This window comes from Nitrospira sp., assembly GCA_029194675.1.
Classification (GTDB): domain Bacteria; phylum Nitrospirota; class Nitrospiria; order Nitrospirales; family Nitrospiraceae; genus Nitrospira_D.
On the sequence record JARFXP010000001.1, the window covers coordinates 1,537,278 to 1,556,102 of the forward strand.

An 18,825-nucleotide genomic window follows, 5' to 3' on the forward strand; every position below is an offset into this window, starting at 1 on the left:
GTAAGTATTTATGCTCAATATTTATACTCTATAAAAGACAACACGACCCCCTTCCCCCATCCGCATCGGACATCTTCACGAGGCCTGTTCGATTACCCGGGAGGGAGATGTCTCGGACGGATTCAACGCGTGATAGGTCCCGAACGCAAACCAGAGATAGTCATACCACTGAGGGACGACCAACGTTTCGGCGGCCAACAGACCTCGGACGCCGAGAGCGAACAGCCCGAACGGGACCAACAGGCGCCAATTCTCGCCGAGGTTCTGAGTCGGCACGAGTGTCCCATTTGATTCGTTCGCCTGCCATTTCGCCAGGTACTCCGGATTCAGATCGGAGGGAGAGATGCCCAACGCCTTCGCGACAGCGAAGTGAATGTCCAGCGCTTCCAGAAGCGTCGGGTCGAACGTCGCCACGACACTTCCCGTCAGCGACCTGGCCTCGACATGATGCATACCGCGAACAGCGGCGAGGCGCGTCTCGATATCCCGCGCTCGCTTACGATTTCCTTTGATGTTGTCCAGCTTGAAGCGAATCCTCCCTCGAAGGGAGTGGACAAGGCGAATGTTTTTTAGCTTCAATGGCATCCCCTCAGAGTCTTCTATTCCGATTCTTTCCGGGATCGGGCTCTCCGTTTGGGCGTCGCTTCCGTGTCTCCGCTCTCTTCCTCGACTTCGGCCCGGACTTCCTCCACCATGTCGGTCACCTGCTCGCCGGCCTCCGCAATAGTTTCTTTGACCGTGTCGTACAACAGTACGCCACCCCTGATGACGCCCTTTGCTAATGGACGAAGAGCCGCGCCGACCGCCGGCAATACCGTTGGGGCAACCAGCGCGACCCCGACTCCCACCAATGCCGTTCCCCATGAACCTTTGAATATATCCTCGAACAGTGACATGGCTGCCTCCTTTCGAGTCTGTGGTTCCTCGGTCGGTGACCAAGTGTTAACAGGAAATTAACCAATCGTTCACGCACTTGTTACGCCAACCATTGACTGTAGGCAAGTTAAATAAGTGTGAAGATTTGCAAAGAAGCAGTCCCAGGAATGCGCCAACTCTTGATCTCCGCAAGGTCCATCAGCGATGTGCTGACTGCTTGCAATCCCAGCTGAAGATCGGCTTAGTCATATGTAACAGCCGGCGCCGTGAGCTTCGCTACCGACACAATGCAGTCTCGCTCACGAAAACAGAACTAGCGTTCTTATCGCTGCTTGCGTCTCAACCGGGACGTTTGCTGACGAGACAAGATTTGCGACACAGTGTTTGGGGTTCAGATACCGCTGTCAGCATGCGAACCATTGACGCGCATATTGCCCACATCCGCAGAAAGCTACAGCGCCTCAAGATGGCTCCCGATTCTGTACCGGTCATCCAGACCGTGTGGGGTCTGGGATACAAGTTGAAAAAGGCCCACCCCGCATCACGTCGTCCAACGCTGAAATAGAGTTCGTGCACTCTGTCAATGAATCTTCAAGAAGGCATCGCGGGCCACGATGCCGCGATCGGTCTGATCGGTGAAGAAGCCATCGATCCCGGTCCTCAAAAAAGTCTTGATCTCCCCGACGCCATCGCCCAGCGCGTTGGGATCGCTGGACGATCTGAAATTGGTCGGCAGAAAGACGTTCTCGGAGCAAAAGGTGTACGGATGCACCTGGAGCCCCACTGCATGGGCATCCTGGACAAACTGTGTGGCGCGGGAGGGGTCTAGGTTCCCTGCAGAGTCGAGGGGGATGATGAAGCGCTTCTCAGGACCAACTCCCTTGGCGTACGAAACGATCTGGGCCAATCCCGCCGGAGTCGCCATTTGCTCATAGGTGAGCGAACCACCTCCTGCTTCCACATCAAACGGCTTACCCTCGATCCAGAGAAGTTGAACCAGAGGAATTCTCGTCATGCTCTTCAGCTTGCGCAGATTATTGATCTCAAATGACTGGATGAAGACCCGAGCGTTGCGCCCCTCGTAACCGTTCCGGTGCAGCACGTTCACCAGGGGTTCTTCAAGCGGGAGCCCCAGACGGTCGAAATATGTCGGATGTTTGGTTTCGGGGTAGAGCCCGATTCTGTGTCCGAGGAACTTTTCATAGGCCTGTGCGAGATCGATGACTTCTTGTAGCGTCGGAACCTCGAATTGACCGTCAAACCTTGTATTGACGGGCCGGACATCCGAGATACGCTCGATGGCCCGTAGCGTCTTGATTTCCTCCAGCGTGAAATCCTCGCTGAACCAGCCTGTGACCGCGGCACCATCGACGGTCTTGGTGGTCTTGCGTCCGGCAAACTCAGGCCTGCTCGACACGTCTGTCGTCAGATCCAGGACATTATCATGGCGAGCAATCAGATGGCCGTCCTTCGTGATGACGAGATCCGGCTCAATAAAATCGGCTCCCTGAAGAATCGCCATCGCAAAGGCGGCCAGCGTGTGCTCGGGCACATATCCGCTCGCCCCCCGGTGTGCGATCACAATGGGCCTGTCCTGGTCGTATCTGTCCTGGTCATATGAAGCCGGTTCCCATCGTTCTGCCTCATCGGCGCTCACCCCCACCGCCGTCAGACAGACAAGCGATGTCACTGCGGGTAGCATCTTGCTTCTTGCGACACGAAGCATGTTGGCCTCCTTTGGTAATAAACGTTCGGATATTCCGAGACAGGTTATCGAAAGCGAAGCCCGAGACCGATCCGGACATGTTCGGTGCGCCGACATCAGTAGCAGTCCGAGCGTCCTGAGAAAATATGGTCAGGGTATGAATGTCGTCCATGCCCTGACCCATGAGATTCGGGATGGTGGTTGTGCTCCTGAAGAGCGGGGGTGCTCCCTCCCGCTTGTTTCCCTCATGAGCGACTGACCTCCACCACCCCATCCAGAGACTATGGGGCGAGGCGCTTCCGCGCCAGCGCAAGGCCCGCAACATCTCCAGTTCTTTTCAGCTGCCGATCTTCCCTCCGTCATCTTTGGTAATGACGATCAACGCCGAGCGAGGGCGACCACCACTCGGACCGTCAGGCCAGGAGCTGAACTGTTTCGGATTCAGCGGATCGCCAGGTTGGTCATCCGGCCGCTCGCCCGGATGCTGAATTCCCACAAACAGGTTGCGCCGGTCCGGGGTCATGAAAACACCGGTAATTTCACACTGACTCGGTCCGAGCAGAAAGCGGCGGGTCTCCCTGGTTTCAGGATGCGCGGCCAGCATCTGATTGTTGCCGAAACCGACATAGGCGCCCGCGTTGATCGTGGAGGTCGACACATCGGTCTGGATCCAGAGCAAGCCGCTGGGATCCACATAAATACCGTCCGGCGAGCCGTATTTATCGCCGAAGATCGTGGAGCCGTGAGCCGGGTTCGCTGGATCGCCGCAGAGGGCGAAGATATCCCAGCCGAAGGTCGGCTCGGTCCAATCCTGACGATAGTACCAACGGATGATGTGCCCATAGTTATTCGCAACGCGAAGATTGACTGCATCCACCGGAGGACGGGCAGAGCCGGCCGCGGTCGTCCCATCAGGATTGTTCACCGACGGTGGATTCGTGCCGCGCCGGTTGTTATTGGTCAGAATCGCGACCGCCGTCAGAGTTCGAGGGAACGTATCGATCCACTCTGGGCGATCCATCATCGTCGCTCCAGCAGCATCCGCAGCGCCACGCGTATTGATGAGAATATCGTTCAGGGTCCATCCGGCCAGGCGCGGATTGTCCGACGTCAGCGGGAGCCACTCTCCCGTACCGTCCGCATGGAATTTCGCAACGTACAGGATGCCGTCGTCAAGAGGATTGATACCTTGCTGGAGCGCTTGTTGCCAAGGAAGGTTGGATACGTAGCGATAGATGTACTCGTTGCGCTCATCGTCGCCCATGTACACGACGACTTTGCCGTTCTGCGCCTCTTGTACGCAGGCCCCTTCATGCTTGAGTCGGCCAAGCGCAGTGCGCTTCACCGGCGTCGAATGCGGTCGGTACGGGTCGATCTCTACCACCCAACCAAACCGATTCGGCTCGTTGGGTTCCTCGTCGACCCGAAACCGCTTATCGGTCGTATGCCAGAGATAGCCGAATCCGGTGGCACTGATGCCGTACCGCTTCTCAAGGTTCGTCTGCGGGCCGTTTTTGCGGAAGTAACCATTGAAATTCTCTTCGCAGACCAGATAGGTTCCCCAGGGCGTGTAGCCCATGGCACAGGTGTTCAGCGTGCCCAACACTTGTTTGCCGGTCAGGTCTTCACTCGTCACCAAGCGCGGATCGCCCGCTGCCGGCCCTCCGATGTCGATCGGGGTCATGCCTGTGATACGGCGAGCAAAGTGAGAAGGCCGCACGACATCCCACTTGCCTCGGCGACGCCGTACGTCAAAGGAAAAGCCGGTTCGCCTTGACACTTCAATAATCGATACACCATGAGCGTTGAGCGACTTGTTGGTTTTTTCCTGCGTCCAATTGTTCACCCCGTCCGGAAACAGCAAACCGTCGTCGGTATATTCATTGTTTTGGACGATCAATCCACGTCGTGATCCAGAGATCGGAAAATAGACGACCCCGTCGTTGTGCATGCCCCACTGACGTGCCTGATCATCGGCGGTGTTGCTTGCGTCTTGCTTGAAGGCCGGGCCGTTTGAGACGGGATCGCCCCAGGCGATAAGGACCTCCGCCGTGTACCCTTTCGGCACCACAATCTCGTCGGCAGAAGAAACCGGCACACTTTCGAACGCGACCACCGGACGCCGGCCCCATGGCTTCCTACCCCCGCATCTGTGTCTTCGGCTTCCTCCGTCTCCTGTGCCACGGCGGGCACGGCCTTCAACAGCGCTTCGACGCCTCCAAGCGACACGGCTGCTGCCGCCGTAAAACCGCCCGTCAAGAAGCTGCGCCGTGACAAGCAAGCCTGCACAATGTCTTGGAAGTGTTCGTTGCCGGAAGGATTACTCACGCCCTCGTCATCGATGATCGACATGGAACTTCCTCCTACCTGAGTTCGGATGAACGTATCGTTGGCATCACGACCTCGACGGTTCTGCGACCCTGATGACTCTCGCATCGGACCATTACACAATGGTCAACAACTGGTAACGACCCCGTAAAAAGTTATCGATTCAGGCACAATAAGAAAGAATGCATTCGTCTCAGGCAATCAGGCATGCTTATCAGAGAGCAAGAGGTGAAACTGTTGGCGTGCGAGGAATTACCATGCCGGACCATGTCACCATCACGAAAGGGACCTGCTTCGCCCTTTTCGCCTACAATGTCGGTCTCTCCATCAACCCGGATGCTCGACGAACAACTCGATCGGGCGCTGGATGAAGGGTACGAGGCGTTGTCCCGAGACCCACGTCTCTTATCATTACCCGGCTCTCATGAAAAAGACATGACTCACATTGCCCAACTTCAGGTCGACAGCGCTTTGATTTTTGAACGTGTCACCAACACCCTGAAGCTGCTGGGCGATCAGTATCTTGCGCGTGTGTACCGGCTCGTCTCGCAACGTTTCCACTTAGAGGCCTGGGATGCCAGCATTCTGCGGAAATTGCAAACGCTGGACAGTATCTATGGCAAGATGTCTGATCGAGCCGGCACCAGACGGATGGAGGTGCTTGAGTGGATCATCATCATTTTAATCACGCTTTCCATCGCCCTGCCTTTTTTCCCGATCAGCGGCGTGCGCTAAGTGGATCCTGTTCTCTCGGCTAGAATCGGTCGTTCGCAGATTGAACACGTCTATCCGGGGATAAGGTATCGTGCAGAAAGTCCGCAAGCAACAGTTTCAATCTGCTCAGTCGGCACTGCGAGCGACAAACAGCGCTTCTCGTCTGATCTGCTCGTGCTTCGTGATCAGTTTTGCTCTGACGTGCATCCTGTCGCAAGACGTGACCCGAGCAGATCTCCAGTCTGAAGTGACTGTGTGGCATGAATCAGGTATGGCCGTTGCGACCAGTCCGCTGAGCGGCCGGAGGGAAATCCCTCTCGGCGCTCAGGAAGTTGTGATCAGTTCCGGCACGAACGGGATCAATGGCATTGTCGTGACGTCTCGTCGGCTCTTAGGGTTTTCAAGCCGTGCCCTGACCTGGGCTAAGAAAGAGCTGGATGTGAACGAAAAAGTCCTCGAACGGAAGATCCTCCCAACCTTCAGCCTCATCAGGACGGATCGGCATCTGTACGGATTTCGCGGTGCTAATGGCCTGTGGCTCGAAGAAGCGTTAGGTGTGCGGGAAAAAGTGACTCGCTTCCACAGCAACGACTATGGAGTGGTCTTCATCACCAATGAGCGATTAATCGGGTTCACCCCCTTGCTCGGCGGATTCGCCTCGAAGCCATTGGATGTACATGAGCGAATCGTGGGTGTGGATAACGAAAACGGCCTCATCCTCGTTTCCACCACCAGGCGCACACTGGTCTTCGGCAGCCGCTTGAGTGGATGGGAGGAATTCGAGTAATCGATGTCCCTACTTTTTCACCAGATACTCAAGGCAGTTGATTTGTCAGGTTTCCAAGTAGGAGCTCCTGAACACGCAAGCATTGGCACTACTCGGCAGGCCCTTCCTAAGGTTTTAATCCAGAATTTACTGCTCCGCGACCAGTTTGTAACACAGCAGTCACACACTTGATTTAAGACCCTAGCGTCGACTGCCTCGATACTTGACTGGTAAGCCGTGTCGAACAGCATGACGTGTAGCCTCTCAACCACGTTCGGGACGAAAGGAGTTTCCCTATGGGTTTCGATGGCATCCTGAAAAGGTTTGCTGTGTTCGCCGTTATGCGGCTGCTCGGCATCAATGATTTTCGCGGCCAACTCTTAAACCCGCAAGTGACAAACCGCCGGGTTGGAGGGGCAGCTATACTCACGGCTCATCTCCATACAGCAAAGCAGGGCTCTAATGACTCCGACCTGCCCAACCGAACGCTGTATTCCTGTAGGAAATGATGTCTAACAGCTGTTAATTGCTACCTAGTCTCCTGTCCTCACGACCAGCGCATCATTCTTCACACAGAATTGGCACGATCGTAACGAGGGTGAAACAGCCATCCGATAGGCTTGCATCGTGTTCATCAGAGGCGGAACTGCGACGAACTCCCATGTAGCTATCCCAACAGGAAAGGGGGTGAGGATCTATGATGACGTCATCGGTCGTGATCGTAGGAACGTTCGTGCTGGGCAGCCTTTTGGGCGTGCTGTTTAAGGCGTTTCATGCGGGTCGCGAGTAAGGGAAACTTCTCGCGAGAAAAGGAGACGCAATTGTGAACGGAAACGGTCAGACGAGAGTCGGAATGGGGCATGCTCGCCCCACCGACTCTCGTCAGGAAAAATGATTCGTCTTCAGCAATCAGACAAGATTCACCTCCGTCACCCCGACCTCTGCTTTCGCCTCGATGTTGTGCTCTGAATTGGCATCGACGTAGATTTTCACGTTCTGTTTCGCAGCCAATTCCACCTGTGATCACCCACCAACCAACACCAATCAACCTAGCGTCCTACCGACGCCGATAACCTATTGTCCACGGTCGATCGTCGCTCACTCGCGAGACGGGCGCGCTCACTCCACCGGTCTGGTTTCATGACCATGCTGAGGACGAAAATGGCAATAATGAGTAAGAAGAACGCCAGTGACACAAAGAGCAGAAAGCCGGCGCGGAGTTCGGCGATCATGATGTCCCTCCTCCTTTACTTAGGAAAACCTGTGCCGCCACCAGGGCCATCATGCTCCTTGTGCGTCACCGCCTCATTGCCGAATCGTTAATCTCGTGTGAACTGCCTCCTCTCCTTCTTTCCCCAGCATTTTACCGGCCTGTAATGCCCATCTAACGCCGACGCAACAGCACAGTGATAGGTTAGAGCTAATACAAAAATAATACAAAGGAGGATCAGCATGGTCACAGTCGGTAACTTAATGCAGAAGGAACCAGTAACGGTGGACGTAGGCACCTCTGTCATCGAGGCGGCGAAACTGATGAAAGCCTATAACGTCGAAAGTGTGCTGGTGGCCCGCCAAGCGCGGATCATCGGCATCCTAACGGAATCGGACGTCGTCAAGAAGTTCGTGGGGGCCGAGAAAGTATCCTACTTCGTGCCGGTGGAGGACATCATGAGCAGTCCGGTACTCGGCATCGAAGAGCGACGACCATTGACAGAAGCCGCCGACCTCATGGACAAACATCGCACACGCCACCTCGGCGTGACCAAAGGCGGTGCGCTCATCGGCCTGGTGTCGGTTCGGGACTTTCTCCGACCCGTCTCCATCGACGAGTTTTAACGACCCTACCTTTCTTGAGCCCGCTGCCTACGTGGCGAGGCAGCCCTTACCTGCTCTTCCATGTCGCCAGTCGCATGGGCGACCTTCCCTGGTATTCTCTGACCACCCCCTGAGCTGCATTCCCCTCTCCTCTGCGTAACACTGAAGGGTGCCGGCTTTGCCATGAGGATTCCGCGATGATCCGATTGGACAAACATCTCGCTACTGGTGATCGCTCCTCCCCAATCTCATTACAACCAGAACGCGAACTGAAACTAGCCGTCGATCCTAATTTCCGCATCCCTCGACTTCCCGGAACGCCGCTCCCCCGACGACAGCTGATCTCCACCTATTACGACACCGTTGCCTATGACTTGGCCCATGCGAAGATTACTCTTCGCCATCGAATCGAACGGGGGAAAAAGTCTTGGCAGTTGAAAATTCTCTTGGGCAATGATCGGCAGGAAGTGGAAGTGCCTGACGATCAGGGAGATCCACCGGCTTCTCTCCGCCATCTGGTGATGCTCCATTTAGGGCATCGGAAACTGTTGCCGGTCGTGAGCCTGCGAGTCAGACGGTCGGGCATCCTGGTACAACAACATCGTCATCCTGTCGCTGAAGTGACCCTCGATAATGTGACCGTGGTGAAGAATGGCTCCGTGATCCAGCGGTTCCGTGAGTTGGAAATCGAACAACGGCAGGGCGATGAGGCCGCGCTTCGTTCCCTCGAACGGCACATGCGCGAAGCCGGTGCGTCTGGTCATGATGGACAGCCAAAGTTCTTTCGTACCCTCTCCCTCGCAGCTTCCATACCCCCCGCGCAGCCCCAGCCGTTTTGAGTGAAAAGTTACGAAGGGCTTTTCCACAGAGCAACAGACTCACAACTTCACCAAGCTGAGGTTCATGCCCACACAGACTACCACTGCGTTAGACGAAAGCGTGCGGAGAAGCGTAACGAGTCGTTCTGGCTTCGCTCCGACAGCCAATTCTTCCCGCGTCTCGACTTTGAGAGTCGGACGGATGACCGCCCGTAACAGCCTTGCCGTATCGTAGGCTCGCACATACGGGCTCGTAAACAGGTGGGTCGGCTCACAGCCAAGTGCGGCCAACCCTTCGGCAGCCTGTCGAGCACGCCTTTTCCCTTTCTCCGTGAGAGGGCGATTCTCCTCCGCCCCTTCCCATCCATCAGGTTCCACAGCGATGCCATGACGAACCAGAATACAGTCCTTAACCATCCTCGACATAGCCGAAACGAGCCAACCGCAGAGGGACAATGCAGTTAACACAAGTTTTACCTGTTCGTGATCGCTTCGGAACGATAGTCCGTTACCCTCATGTTTGACCGGAACAGAAAGAAAGGAAGCCATGTCAGCGCTGGACACGATTCGTCTGTTTGACGGTGCGATCCTATGGCGTCGGCTCTCTCATCTCGATCTCTTAGAGGTCTGGACCAGAGCCATAAAAGGGGTCCTCAGTTTGGTGATGTTGATGATCCTCACCGCCCTCACCGGCGGCGCGCTGAAGACGCTTTGGGAGATTCGACTCCTCATCGATCATTCAGCCGAGGTTGTCCTGCGCCAGGTCATCGTCAACACGCTCATGTTGCTGGCGCTCGTCGAGGTCTTCAAGACCACCGTCACCTACTTCCGGGAGGGACGCGTCAAGGTGACATTCATCGTAGATACGATCCTGGTCGTCATGCTGACCGAGGTGATCTCCCAATGGTTCAAAGGAGGAGACTGGCAAGCACTGACGGCCCTCTTAGGGATTCTGTTTGTTCTCAGCGTTGTTCGTGTCATGGCTGTTCGATGGAGTCCGACACTAAGAACAGGGCTTCATGATGCCATGCGCTTTGATCTCTAACACTTGAGAGGTGCTCAATGACTCAACAACTTGCGACTAAACTACTGGCAATCGTTCAAGAGAGGCAATGTATTCTGCTTGATGAACTCCTACTCTGCTTTCCCGAGCTCACCTGGAGTCAGGTGTTCTCGCTCGTGGATGAGCTCAGCCGTCAAACATTGATCTGTTTGGAGCGACGTGGCTTTGAATACGAATTACGCGCGCTTTCATGATTCGCAGCGGCACGCTCGCTCCTTGAAGATGCCTCAGCAGAGAGGAACTGCGGAAGACGAAACAGGACGCTCCGGGGTAGGTATCATGAGCCTCGAAGTAGACCTCCTCTCATTGATTCGTGAGGCTAGTTCTTTCTTCCGGTCTGGGTTGGGCATCGAGAGCTCAGCCCCTCACGCCCACCCGGAAGACAGAACAAGGATCGGGAGTCATTCTGTGACATGGATCGTGCGGAAGGCCCAACGGTTAGAGACAACAAAGGGGTGGGGAGTCATTTAGTGACCTGGATCGCACGGTCGGCCAGGCAGTTAGGCTTAGAGCCCGCGCTCAGGCCGCTGGGCCGACCGAAGAGCTCGTGAGAAAAGACTCACGATCTCTCCCGACCTCAATTCGGCTTCCCTTCGCTGATTCCTGTGGCGCCGGCCGATGCGGCGACGCCGGAGGAGAATCTTCAGCGATATCGGTCTGTTCAGAACAGATAGATGGCCTCCAAGGACAGCGTCGATTGATAGCTGGTCGCGCGTGAGCCGACTTGAAACACGTTCTGGTTGGACTTGTCGTACCGATATTCCAGCCGGGTGATGAGGGATTTGAACGGTTTGTATTGTAATGTCGAGGTGACTTCCCACAGGGTTTGCGCGACGGGCGGTGCGGGTGTCGTCGAGGTGGCCCCGAAGCAGACGTTGGCTCTCGGCTGGTAAGCCGTCGTTCCTTCGCAGGTTACAAATCCGCCGGCATCCTCAAACAGTTCCCCGCGAAGCCGTACCCCCCATTGTTTGGTGAAATCATGGATCACATAGCCCGCCACTCCGTTCCACCGCGCATTGCCTGCCTGGCTGATCCTGCTGCTGTTCGCCTGATTCGCATAGTAAGACTCAAGGACGAGCGAAGTCTGGTCTGTCGCGTGGAAGCTGGCAAACCCCCCGACCAATAGGAGGTCCCCGCCGGGCGTCCCGCTCGCTCCAGGCCGAGGCCCGGCCAAGCCGTACAAGGTGAGTTTGACCCGTTCAGACGGAGTGATGGTCAGCGCTGATTCCACCAATGGGTCATGTTGACTGTCTGCTCGCGCCGAGTTGATGTAGCCGATCGCTCCGACCGACAGCGAGACCCGTTCCGTAATGTCATATGACACCCGCCCTCCTCGAGTCGTAAACGGCTGCCCGAGGCCGAAGAGCCACGATCTTGAATAATTGGGATTGTGCGGGCTTTCCACGACTTCGTAGCCGATCAAGGTATTGAACTGACCGAGTTGTATGTGGAGTCCATTCCCAACCGGCGCGACATACTGCACATAGAATTCCTGGAAGTCGGCCCAGGTGCTGAGCCCGACGCCACCGATGAAATCAGAATCACGGCCGGCATTGAACTTCACGCGAAACCCAGCGCGATCTTTCCAATTTCCATCGGCTTTGGCTTCCTTCTCCAACACGAACTGCGCGAGATTCGGCCGAAACTGGTTCGAATTTACGTCGAAGATACGAAGCTCATTGATGTTATTGGACGGATTATTGAAATTTTGGGTGTAAGAGCCCTCGAGATATCCATACAACCGCAACCCCCAGTCTTCCGAGAGCAGGCGCTTCATTACCCCTTTCGGCGTGCCCTTGTGTCGGAGGGCGACGTGTTCCAGCGTTTCATCCCCCTTGCTGTCTGGTGTATCGGCCCGCGCCTCAACAAACGCAATCCCCCACATGAGGAGCAGGGTTATGAGGATGACAGCTGGACAGCGACGTAAAATAGACAACCGAAAATAGACAACCGAGTCAGGAATTGTATCGTGCATAACCTACCGTGCCTGTTTCAGCCGGTACCTGTCCGTCGCGTCAGACATGCCAAGATGATCAACCATGTCGTCAAGGACTGCCCTTGGCAACGATGGACTTCATGTCGGTCCGAGCATGTCATGTATAACACCATCACGTGATAGTACCGCAGTCCTTATCATGCGAATTTAAATTCTACGCCCTTTCAGGAGTTCCGCAGTGATTCACAACTTCGGTCGCGACATGCTGGACGGCACAAGAAGCGTTGCGTCCCCCAGCGAACCCCCTATGTCAGGCCATCATACGGCCTGCCATAGAATTAAGACGTGTTCCGGACAATCTCCCCTGATGTGAAACTGTTAAAATGATCGCGTGCGCGGAATCGCCATGCCGGAACATGTGATCATCACCAAAGGGACCTGTTTCGCCCTTTTCGCCTACGATGTCGGCCTCTCCATCAACCTGACTGATGCGGAGCGACGGATTATCGCCGGGACGGAGCGAGGGCGACTGCGCCATAAGACCAGAGCCCCTCAGTATTTCGAGTATCGACCGGCTCCCCTGCGACTCGTTCAGGAAGGAAGCGTGTTCGACGTCAGTCAGTATCAGACCAGTCCGACGGTCGAAGCGATGGTGTATGACTTCGGGGCTGTGACCATCACCTATCGCTTCCCGATCGACGGACCGTTCGATCGGTTACTGGATCTGAGCGAGTCGCTCTACGAGCATGAACAACTTCTGACCGAATCGCGCGCTCGCGTGGAACAGCTGCTCCAAGTGTTGGGCCCCGCAGTCGAGCGGCCGTCCATTGCGCAGGAGGTGGAAGATTACATTATTTTCTTGATTGAGTCCTCTGTACCGGAGAAGCCTCCGTTGTGGACGAGCAACGAACCTGACTTAGCTCATCTCTTGCGCGCAGAACGAACGCCGTTTTCCGAGCAAGAAGTGGCCGACGCGGTCTCCTGCCGGATCTCGTTCGGTCAACAGGATGCTGCGATCATCGACTGGCATTCAGCGGTATTGTTCGGCAAGGAGATGGACGACGTCCGGGCGGTGCTAGAATTCGCCAACGTCGAGTTGCTGGAGATGCGAATACTCGACGAACAACTCGATCGTGCACTGGACGAAGGCTACGAAGCCTTGTCTCGAAAACCGCGCTTCCTGTCTCTGCCGGGCTCTCATGAAAAGGACATGACGCACATTGCGCAGCTTCAGGTCGACAGCGCGTTGATTTTTGAACGCGTCACCAACACCTTGAAGCTGCTGGGCGACCAGTATCTTGCGCGGGTCTATCGGCTGGTCTCGCAGCGCTTTCACTTGGAGGCCTGGGACGCGAGCATCCTGCGCAAACTTCAGACGTTGGAAAGCATTTACGGCAAGATGTCGGACCGAGCCGGCACCAGACGGATGGAGGTGCTTGAGTGGATTATCATCATTTTGATCACGCTTTCCATCGCCCTTCCGTTTCTCCCGATAGGGGTCGGTCACTGAGCGTTCCGTGTCCTCTCATCACGCGGCATCTTGTACACGATTGAGGAACCGGTACAAAGCGATTTCCCTGTTTGCTCCCCAAATCTGGGTAAGATAGTCTTCTTCCATTCGGATTTTACCGGTTTGTAACGCCATCCTAACCCCGACGCAATATATCCGCGATAGGCTTGATGTCAAATCACAAATAACAAAAAGGAGGAGCAGTATGGTCACAGTCGGCAACTTGATGAAGAAGGAACCGGTGACGGTAGATGCAGGCACGTCGGTCGTCGAAGCGGCGAAACTAATGAAAGCCTGCAACGTCGAAAGTGTGTTGGTAAGCCGCCAAGCGCAGATCATCGGCATCGTAACGGAATCGGATGTTGTCAGAAAATTCGTGGGAGTCGAGAAAGCGTCCTACTTCGTGCCGGTGGAGGATATCATGAGCAGTCCTGTGCCCGGCATCGAAGAGCGACGACCGTTGACGGAAGCCGCCGATCTCATGGACAAGCATCGCACGCTCCACCTCGGCGTGACCAAAGGAGGTGCGCTCATCGGCCTCGTGTCGGTTCGGGATTTTCTCCGACCGGTGTCGCTCGACGACTTCTAACGACCCTGCCTTTCTTGAGCCCGCCGCCTACGAGCTAGGCAGCCCTTACCTTCGCCTCCATGTCGCCAGTTGCATGGGCGAACTGCCCTCCTATTCCCTGCCCACCCCCTGACTTGCATTTCCCTCTCCGCTGCGTTGACACTTATAGGGTAGGTCGGCTCTGCCATGAGGATTCCACGATGACTCGGTCGGACACCCATCTCGCGCCTCTTTACCGCTCAGGTTCGATTTCGTCGCAGACCGAGCATGAACTCAAGCTGGCCGTTGCTCCCGGCTTTCGCATGCCTCGGCTTCCCGGCACACCGCTCCCCCGGCGGCAGTTGATATCCACCTATTACGACACGGCCGCCTACGACTTGGCCCATGCGTGGATTACTCTTCGCCACCGAATCGAACGGGGGAAAAAGTCTTGGCAGCTGAAAATTCCGTTGGGCGATGATCGGCAGGAGATAGAAGTGATCGACGGCGAGGCCGATCCACCGGCCTCGCTCCGCGACTTACTGATTCTCCATCTCGGACATCGGAAACTGATGCCAGTCGTGACGATGCGCGTGTGGAGAAGGGGCTTCCTGGTGCGTCATGGCCAAGTACCCGTCGCGGAAATCGCTCTCGACACGGTGTCAGTCGACAAGAACGGCCGCACCACCCAGCGCTTTCACGAACTCGAGATCGAACAACGGCAGGGCGACGAAGCCTCGCTCCGTTCCCTCGAACGGCAGCTGCGAGAAGCGGGTGCGTTCGATCACGACGGGAGGCCCAAGTTATTTCAGGCCCTCTCCCTCCCGGCCCGTACCTCACCTATGCAGCCTCAGACGGAGGCGCCGGTGGTCGAATACATAAAGTGGGCACTCTCTCAGCACGTCGGATGGCTCCTCGCTCATGATCCCGGCACGAGGCTTGGAACCGAGCCTGAGAGCCTCCATCAAATGCGTGTCGCGACAAGACGCCTGCGCGCGGTGCTCCGCACAGCGCGACCCCTCCTCCTCCCTGCGTGGATGACGTCACTGCAACAGGAGCTCAAGTGGCTGAGCGAGTTGTTGGGACCAGCCCGCGATCTCGACGTCCAGATCGCCTATTTCACGGAGGAATCTGCCGATTTGGGGGAGGGAGATCGCAAGTTGTTGGCACAATTTATCTCCCACCTGCGCACTCAACGAGCGGCCGTTCAGCAGATGGTCCTCAGCGAACTCACGAGCGCTCGATACTTCGAACTCATCCGGCGGCTGCAACAAGCGGCGCAGGCCCCCTCCTCGATCGTGGAGTCTTCCCTAACCGTCCGCCAACTCGCCAAGCGAGAATTCAAGAAACTGCGCAAAGCGATCTGCCGGCTAGGTCCTTCGCCATCAGACACCCGACTTCATAAGGTCCGTATCAAGGCCAAACGCGCCCGCTATGCGACGGAACTCGCGTGCAGCTCGATGGACAAACCAGCCGGCCGGTTTATCAAGTCGACGCGCGCAGTCCAGGATCTACTGGGCATCCATCAGGATGCGATCCAAGCGGAACGTCACATTCGACAGTTTCTGAAATACTCGACGAGTGTCCGCGCCGGATTTCTCGCAGGACGCATGGCCGAGCGGCAACGGCATCGGCGAGACACCATCCGCAAGGACATGAAACCGCTGTTCAAAACGTTACTGAAACGGGGGAAGAAGGCCTGGGGATGAAAGGAATAACGGTGCTGTCAGCTAAACCGATCGATCATATGAGCAAGTGGGGGCTGGCAAAGTCGTTCGCTCCTCGTCGGCAACAACGGTGTCCATATGGGGTATCCCTGAAGCTGGTGACATAGGAAAGGGCCCGGGAAATTCGAGACGTAGCGGCCGCGCCAGAGAGCGCAATCAATCACTTCAATCTGCACAAAACAAGATCTGCCCCTCAGTTTTACACCGAACGGGAAGAATGCGAAGTCTCAAAGAGGAGTGTGTCTTGACAGCTCAACAACGATTGGGCAGGAGATCAAGCTTTGCATGGATTGCATTGATTCTAAAAAGCTATTCGGGGTATAGTCCGCACCAAACTCTTGACATACAGTTCGTAGCATGAACTTTCCTGCCTGTATAACTTTCCTGTCTGTATCTTGTGGATACGAATTTTGAGGTAATGGTGAAGCGCTACCATTGTTCGCTCGCCAGTTTGGTGGGAATTCTTGTTATCGTGACAGTGCTAATGCTCGTTCAAGCATGTCGGCGGGATGAGTCGGCATCGTTGAAACCCCTAACATGGGGCGGACCAAAAAACATCTCCATGATTCCCATCATTGCAGAGCGGAAAGGATTCTTTCAAGAAGCAGGCCTTCGCGTTAAAGCAAACTACGTGCAAACGGGCAAGGTAGCTATGGACGCCATAATCAGTGGGGATTTGGATTTCGGAATCATAGTGGACACCAATATTGCATTCATCAAGTTCCAGGATGGGTCTGACATCAAGGTAATTGCTAGTATTGCCGAAAAGCACGATGACGCCATTGTCGCCCGTCAGGATCGGGGTATCCAAAAACCACAAGATCTAGAGGGAAAGACTCTGGCAATCCTCACTGGGACCACCTCTCACCGTTTCGCAGATCTGTTTGTAGACTTTTACCACCTCGACCGAAAGAAAATACATTTTCTCAACCTCAGCCCTCCAAGCATTCAGGCTGGGATCATTAATGGAAACATTGAAGCAGGCTCAGTGTGGCAACCCTATCGGTACAACGTCCAGCGAGAATTAGGAAACAAAGCTATTCAATTCAATGACAAGCGTATCTATACGGCCTACTCGCTCGTTGCGATCAGAGAAGGCTTGGCAAATAAAAGACGGAAGGAAATTACAACTTTTCTCCGTGCGCTGATCGAGGCTGAAGAATTTATTCGCGATCACAAAGATGAAGCCATCGACATTTTGAGCGAGGAATTGAATACTGAGAAGAACGTACTCAAGGCTGTCTGGGACGAATATCAACTCACTGTGGATTTGGATGAAGGGTTAGTTCGAACGTTCAGGGATGAAGGTCAATGGATCATGAGAACGCAAAAAGGTTTTGGAGGGAAAGCTGTGCCGTCATACGAAGATGTGCTTGACACCGATTTCCTTCGCCAGATTGATCCGAAGCGGATCAAGGTCACTTAGGGCCGACAGACATGTCAACCACCGCCTTACAAAACAAATGGGGGGACGTAACGAGCGAGAGTTCCAACCGCTGGGCGAGATTGGGTCTTGCAGTATCAGGGCCGTTGTGTTTGTTCATCGTTTGGCTAGCAGTGACAGAGTTTCAGCTTGTGCCGAAACTGCTTGTTCCACACCCGATAAACGCATTGGAGCTGCTAACCCAGATGCTCCGGAGCGGCGATATCCTCCCGGATATCTGGGCATCACTCTACCGTTGGGGAGCAGGGTACTCTCTGGGATGTCTTATTGGGGTTCCATTTGGACTTCTAATCGGAAGTTCACCTGGGCTCTATAGAGCAAGCTTCTTTTTGCTTGATTTCTTTCGTTCGCTGCCGGTGACCGCACTTTTCCCTTTGTTTCTCTTGCTGTTTGGGATTGGCAATAGTTCTAAGATCGCGATGGCCTTTGTCGCCACGGTGTTTGTCGTTATATTGAACAGCGCCTACGGGGTCCTACAAGCCAAGAAAGCGCGTCTTCGGGCGGCAAGAGTCTTTGGGGCATCGCCATGGCAAGTGTTCAAGTGGGTCGTATTTTTCGAGGCCTTGCCTCAGACACTCGTCGGCATGCGCACGTCGCTCTCGCTTGCCCTGATCGTGGTGATCGTGAGTGAAATGTTTATTGGCACTAGGATAGGTCTCGGGCAGCGCGTCTATGATGCCTATACCCTCAACCTGACTGAAGAACTCTATGCCATTCTGGTCCTCACAGGAGTGTTAGGCTATTTGATAAACCGATTGTTCATTGCCGCAGAAAGACGTATCGTTTTCTGGACAGGAGAATGACCGACCGATCATCCCACATCACCATCAAGCACGCCGGTAAGACATTTGGAAGCGGAGCCACTCGGGCGCCCGTCTTGCAGAACATCTGTCTGGAGGTCAAGCGTGGCGAATTTGTCACGATTTTTGGCCCCAACGGGTCAGGCAAGACGACATTGCTGAACGTACTTGCCGGCATCGAGACATTAGACGAAGGGTCCCTCACCATAAACTCTCCCGATGGCGTACCTCGCGTCGGATACGTGTTTCAGGATTACCGGGGGAACCTGCTGCCCTGGCTGACCGTGGCCGAGAATATCGCCTTTCCTCTGAAGATCAAGAACGTTCCCAAAGCGCGCCGATCTGAAAAAGTCGAGGCCCTGTTGGACCGGTTTAATCTCAAGCTTGACCTCAATGCGCGGACCTATACGCTCTCTGGCGGACAAGCGCAGATCGCTTCAATCGTTCGCGCGCTGGTCATCGAACCGGAAATACTTATCATGGACGAGCCGTTTTCGGCATTGGACTACCAAACCAACTTGACGCTCTACGAGAAGATGCTCTTCATCTGGCAGTCTTCGCGTGTCACGATTCTACTCGTCTCGCATGACATTGATACTGCGCTCTATCTGGGGGAGCGGACGATCTTTCTCACCAAACGCCCTGCATCAATTGCGGGGATTCTAGAAAACAAGCTGACAGGGCCAAAAGAGTTAAGTCAGATGGCTAGCAATGATTTTTCCATCCTGAAACGACAGGCACTGGAGATTTTTCAACACGAGGCCTTGCGGAAATAG

Annotated in this window: 19 protein-coding genes; 12 read left to right on the forward strand and 7 right to left on the reverse strand. The window is 55.1% G+C overall.

All coding sequences use genetic code 11. The features are described from left to right. Window positions 1–75: 75 nt before the first annotated feature. From P0120_07435 to P0120_07450, 4 genes are all read right to left on the reverse strand, one after another. On the reverse strand, window positions 76–585 hold the full coding sequence (locus P0120_07435) for a hypothetical protein (protein ID MDF0674161.1): 510 nt from the start codon (window positions 583–585) through the stop codon (window positions 76–78). Window positions 586–599: 14 nt separating this feature from the next. Continuing rightward, window positions 600–896: a DUF5132 domain-containing protein gene (locus P0120_07440; protein MDF0674162.1), complete on the reverse strand. Its 297-nt coding sequence runs from the start codon at window positions 894–896 to the stop codon at window positions 600–602. A 560-nt stretch (window positions 897–1,456) separates the two neighbouring features. Further along, entirely contained in the window at window positions 1,457–2,602 is a 1,146-nt protein-coding gene (locus P0120_07445; GenBank protein ID MDF0674163.1) for a glycerophosphodiester phosphodiesterase, read from the reverse strand. A gap of 316 nt (window positions 2,603–2,918) precedes the next feature. Next, the gene (locus P0120_07450) at window positions 2,919–4,697 is read right to left on the reverse strand and encodes a PhoX family phosphatase (GenBank protein ID MDF0674164.1); all 1,779 of its coding nucleotides are present in this window, start codon (window positions 4,695–4,697) and stop codon (window positions 2,919–2,921) included. A 479-nt stretch (window positions 4,698–5,176) separates the two neighbouring features. Here P0120_07450 and P0120_07455 point away from each other — a divergent pair, with 479 nt between their 5' ends. Continuing rightward, window positions 5,177–5,644, forward strand: a complete 468-nt coding sequence (locus P0120_07455) for a hypothetical protein (protein MDF0674165.1) — start codon at window positions 5,177–5,179, stop codon at window positions 5,642–5,644. Between the two features lie 70 nt (window positions 5,645–5,714). After that, window positions 5,715–6,410, forward strand: a complete 696-nt coding sequence (locus tag P0120_07460) for a hypothetical protein (protein MDF0674166.1) — start codon at window positions 5,715–5,717, stop codon at window positions 6,408–6,410. Window positions 6,411–7,438: 1,028 nt separating this feature from the next. On the opposite strand, the gene P0120_07465 is transcribed toward P0120_07460, so the two are convergent. Beyond that, window positions 7,439–7,621, reverse strand: coding sequence for a hypothetical protein (locus P0120_07465; protein MDF0674167.1), 183 nt, complete (start codon window positions 7,619–7,621; stop codon window positions 7,439–7,441). A gap of 220 nt (window positions 7,622–7,841) precedes the next feature. On the opposite strand from P0120_07465, the gene P0120_07470 reads away from it, so the two are divergent. Together P0120_07470 and P0120_07475 are read left to right on the forward strand one after the other, a co-directional pair. After that, on the forward strand, window positions 7,842–8,225 hold the full coding sequence (locus P0120_07470) for a CBS domain-containing protein (GenBank protein ID MDF0674168.1): 384 nt from the start codon (window positions 7,842–7,844) through the stop codon (window positions 8,223–8,225). A 176-nt stretch (window positions 8,226–8,401) separates the two neighbouring features. Continuing rightward, window positions 8,402–9,043 carry a CYTH domain-containing protein gene (locus P0120_07475; GenBank protein ID MDF0674169.1) on the forward strand — a complete coding sequence of 214 codons (642 nt, stop codon included), beginning with the start codon at window positions 8,402–8,404 and terminating at the stop codon, window positions 9,041–9,043. Window positions 9,044–9,082: 39 nt separating this feature from the next. Here P0120_07475 and P0120_07480 read toward each other — a convergent pair whose 3' ends face one another. Next, window positions 9,083–9,439, reverse strand: a complete 357-nt coding sequence (locus P0120_07480) for a phosphoglycerate mutase family protein (GenBank protein MDF0674170.1) — start codon at window positions 9,437–9,439, stop codon at window positions 9,083–9,085. A 130-nt stretch (window positions 9,440–9,569) separates the two neighbouring features. Here P0120_07480 and P0120_07485 point away from each other — a divergent pair, with 130 nt between their 5' ends. Together P0120_07485 and P0120_07490 are read left to right on the forward strand one after the other, a co-directional pair. Then, window positions 9,570–10,067 carry a phosphate-starvation-inducible PsiE family protein gene (locus P0120_07485; GenBank protein MDF0674171.1) on the forward strand — a complete coding sequence of 166 codons (498 nt, stop codon included), beginning with the start codon at window positions 9,570–9,572 and terminating at the stop codon, window positions 10,065–10,067. Window positions 10,068–10,084: 17 nt separating this feature from the next. After that, the gene (locus P0120_07490) at window positions 10,085–10,279 is read left to right on the forward strand and encodes a hypothetical protein (GenBank protein MDF0674172.1); all 195 of its coding nucleotides are present in this window, start codon (window positions 10,085–10,087) and stop codon (window positions 10,277–10,279) included. Window positions 10,280–10,746: 467 nt separating this feature from the next. Here the strand turns inward: P0120_07490 and P0120_07495 are convergent, their stop codons facing one another. After that, window positions 10,747–12,060 (reverse strand): outer membrane beta-barrel protein, encoded by a 1,314-nt coding sequence (locus tag P0120_07495; GenBank protein ID MDF0674173.1) that lies wholly within the window; start codon window positions 12,058–12,060, stop codon window positions 10,747–10,749. 367 nt (window positions 12,061–12,427) lie between these two features. Here P0120_07495 and P0120_07500 point away from each other — a divergent pair, with 367 nt between their 5' ends. From P0120_07500 to P0120_07525, 6 genes are all read left to right on the forward strand, one after another. Further along, window positions 12,428–13,531, forward strand: a complete 1,104-nt coding sequence (locus P0120_07500; protein MDF0674174.1) for a hypothetical protein — start codon at window positions 12,428–12,430, stop codon at window positions 13,529–13,531. A 205-nt stretch (window positions 13,532–13,736) separates the two neighbouring features. Next, the gene (locus P0120_07505; protein MDF0674175.1) at window positions 13,737–14,120 is read left to right on the forward strand and encodes a CBS domain-containing protein; all 384 of its coding nucleotides are present in this window, start codon (window positions 13,737–13,739) and stop codon (window positions 14,118–14,120) included. Between the two features lie 179 nt (window positions 14,121–14,299). Continuing rightward, window positions 14,300–15,787: a CYTH and CHAD domain-containing protein gene (locus tag P0120_07510; GenBank protein ID MDF0674176.1), complete on the forward strand. Its 1,488-nt coding sequence runs from the start codon at window positions 14,300–14,302 to the stop codon at window positions 15,785–15,787. A 436-nt stretch (window positions 15,788–16,223) separates the two neighbouring features. Next, window positions 16,224–17,231 (forward strand): ABC transporter substrate-binding protein, encoded by a 1,008-nt coding sequence (locus P0120_07515; protein MDF0674177.1) that lies wholly within the window; start codon window positions 16,224–16,226, stop codon window positions 17,229–17,231. Window positions 17,232–17,434: 203 nt separating this feature from the next. Next, window positions 17,435–18,052, forward strand: coding sequence for an ABC transporter permease subunit (locus P0120_07520; protein MDF0674178.1), 618 nt, complete (start codon window positions 17,435–17,437; stop codon window positions 18,050–18,052). After that, entirely contained in the window at window positions 18,049–18,825 is a 777-nt protein-coding gene (locus P0120_07525) for an ATP-binding cassette domain-containing protein (protein MDF0674179.1), read from the forward strand. Before P0120_07520 ends, P0120_07525 begins: the two co-directional genes overlap by 4 nt.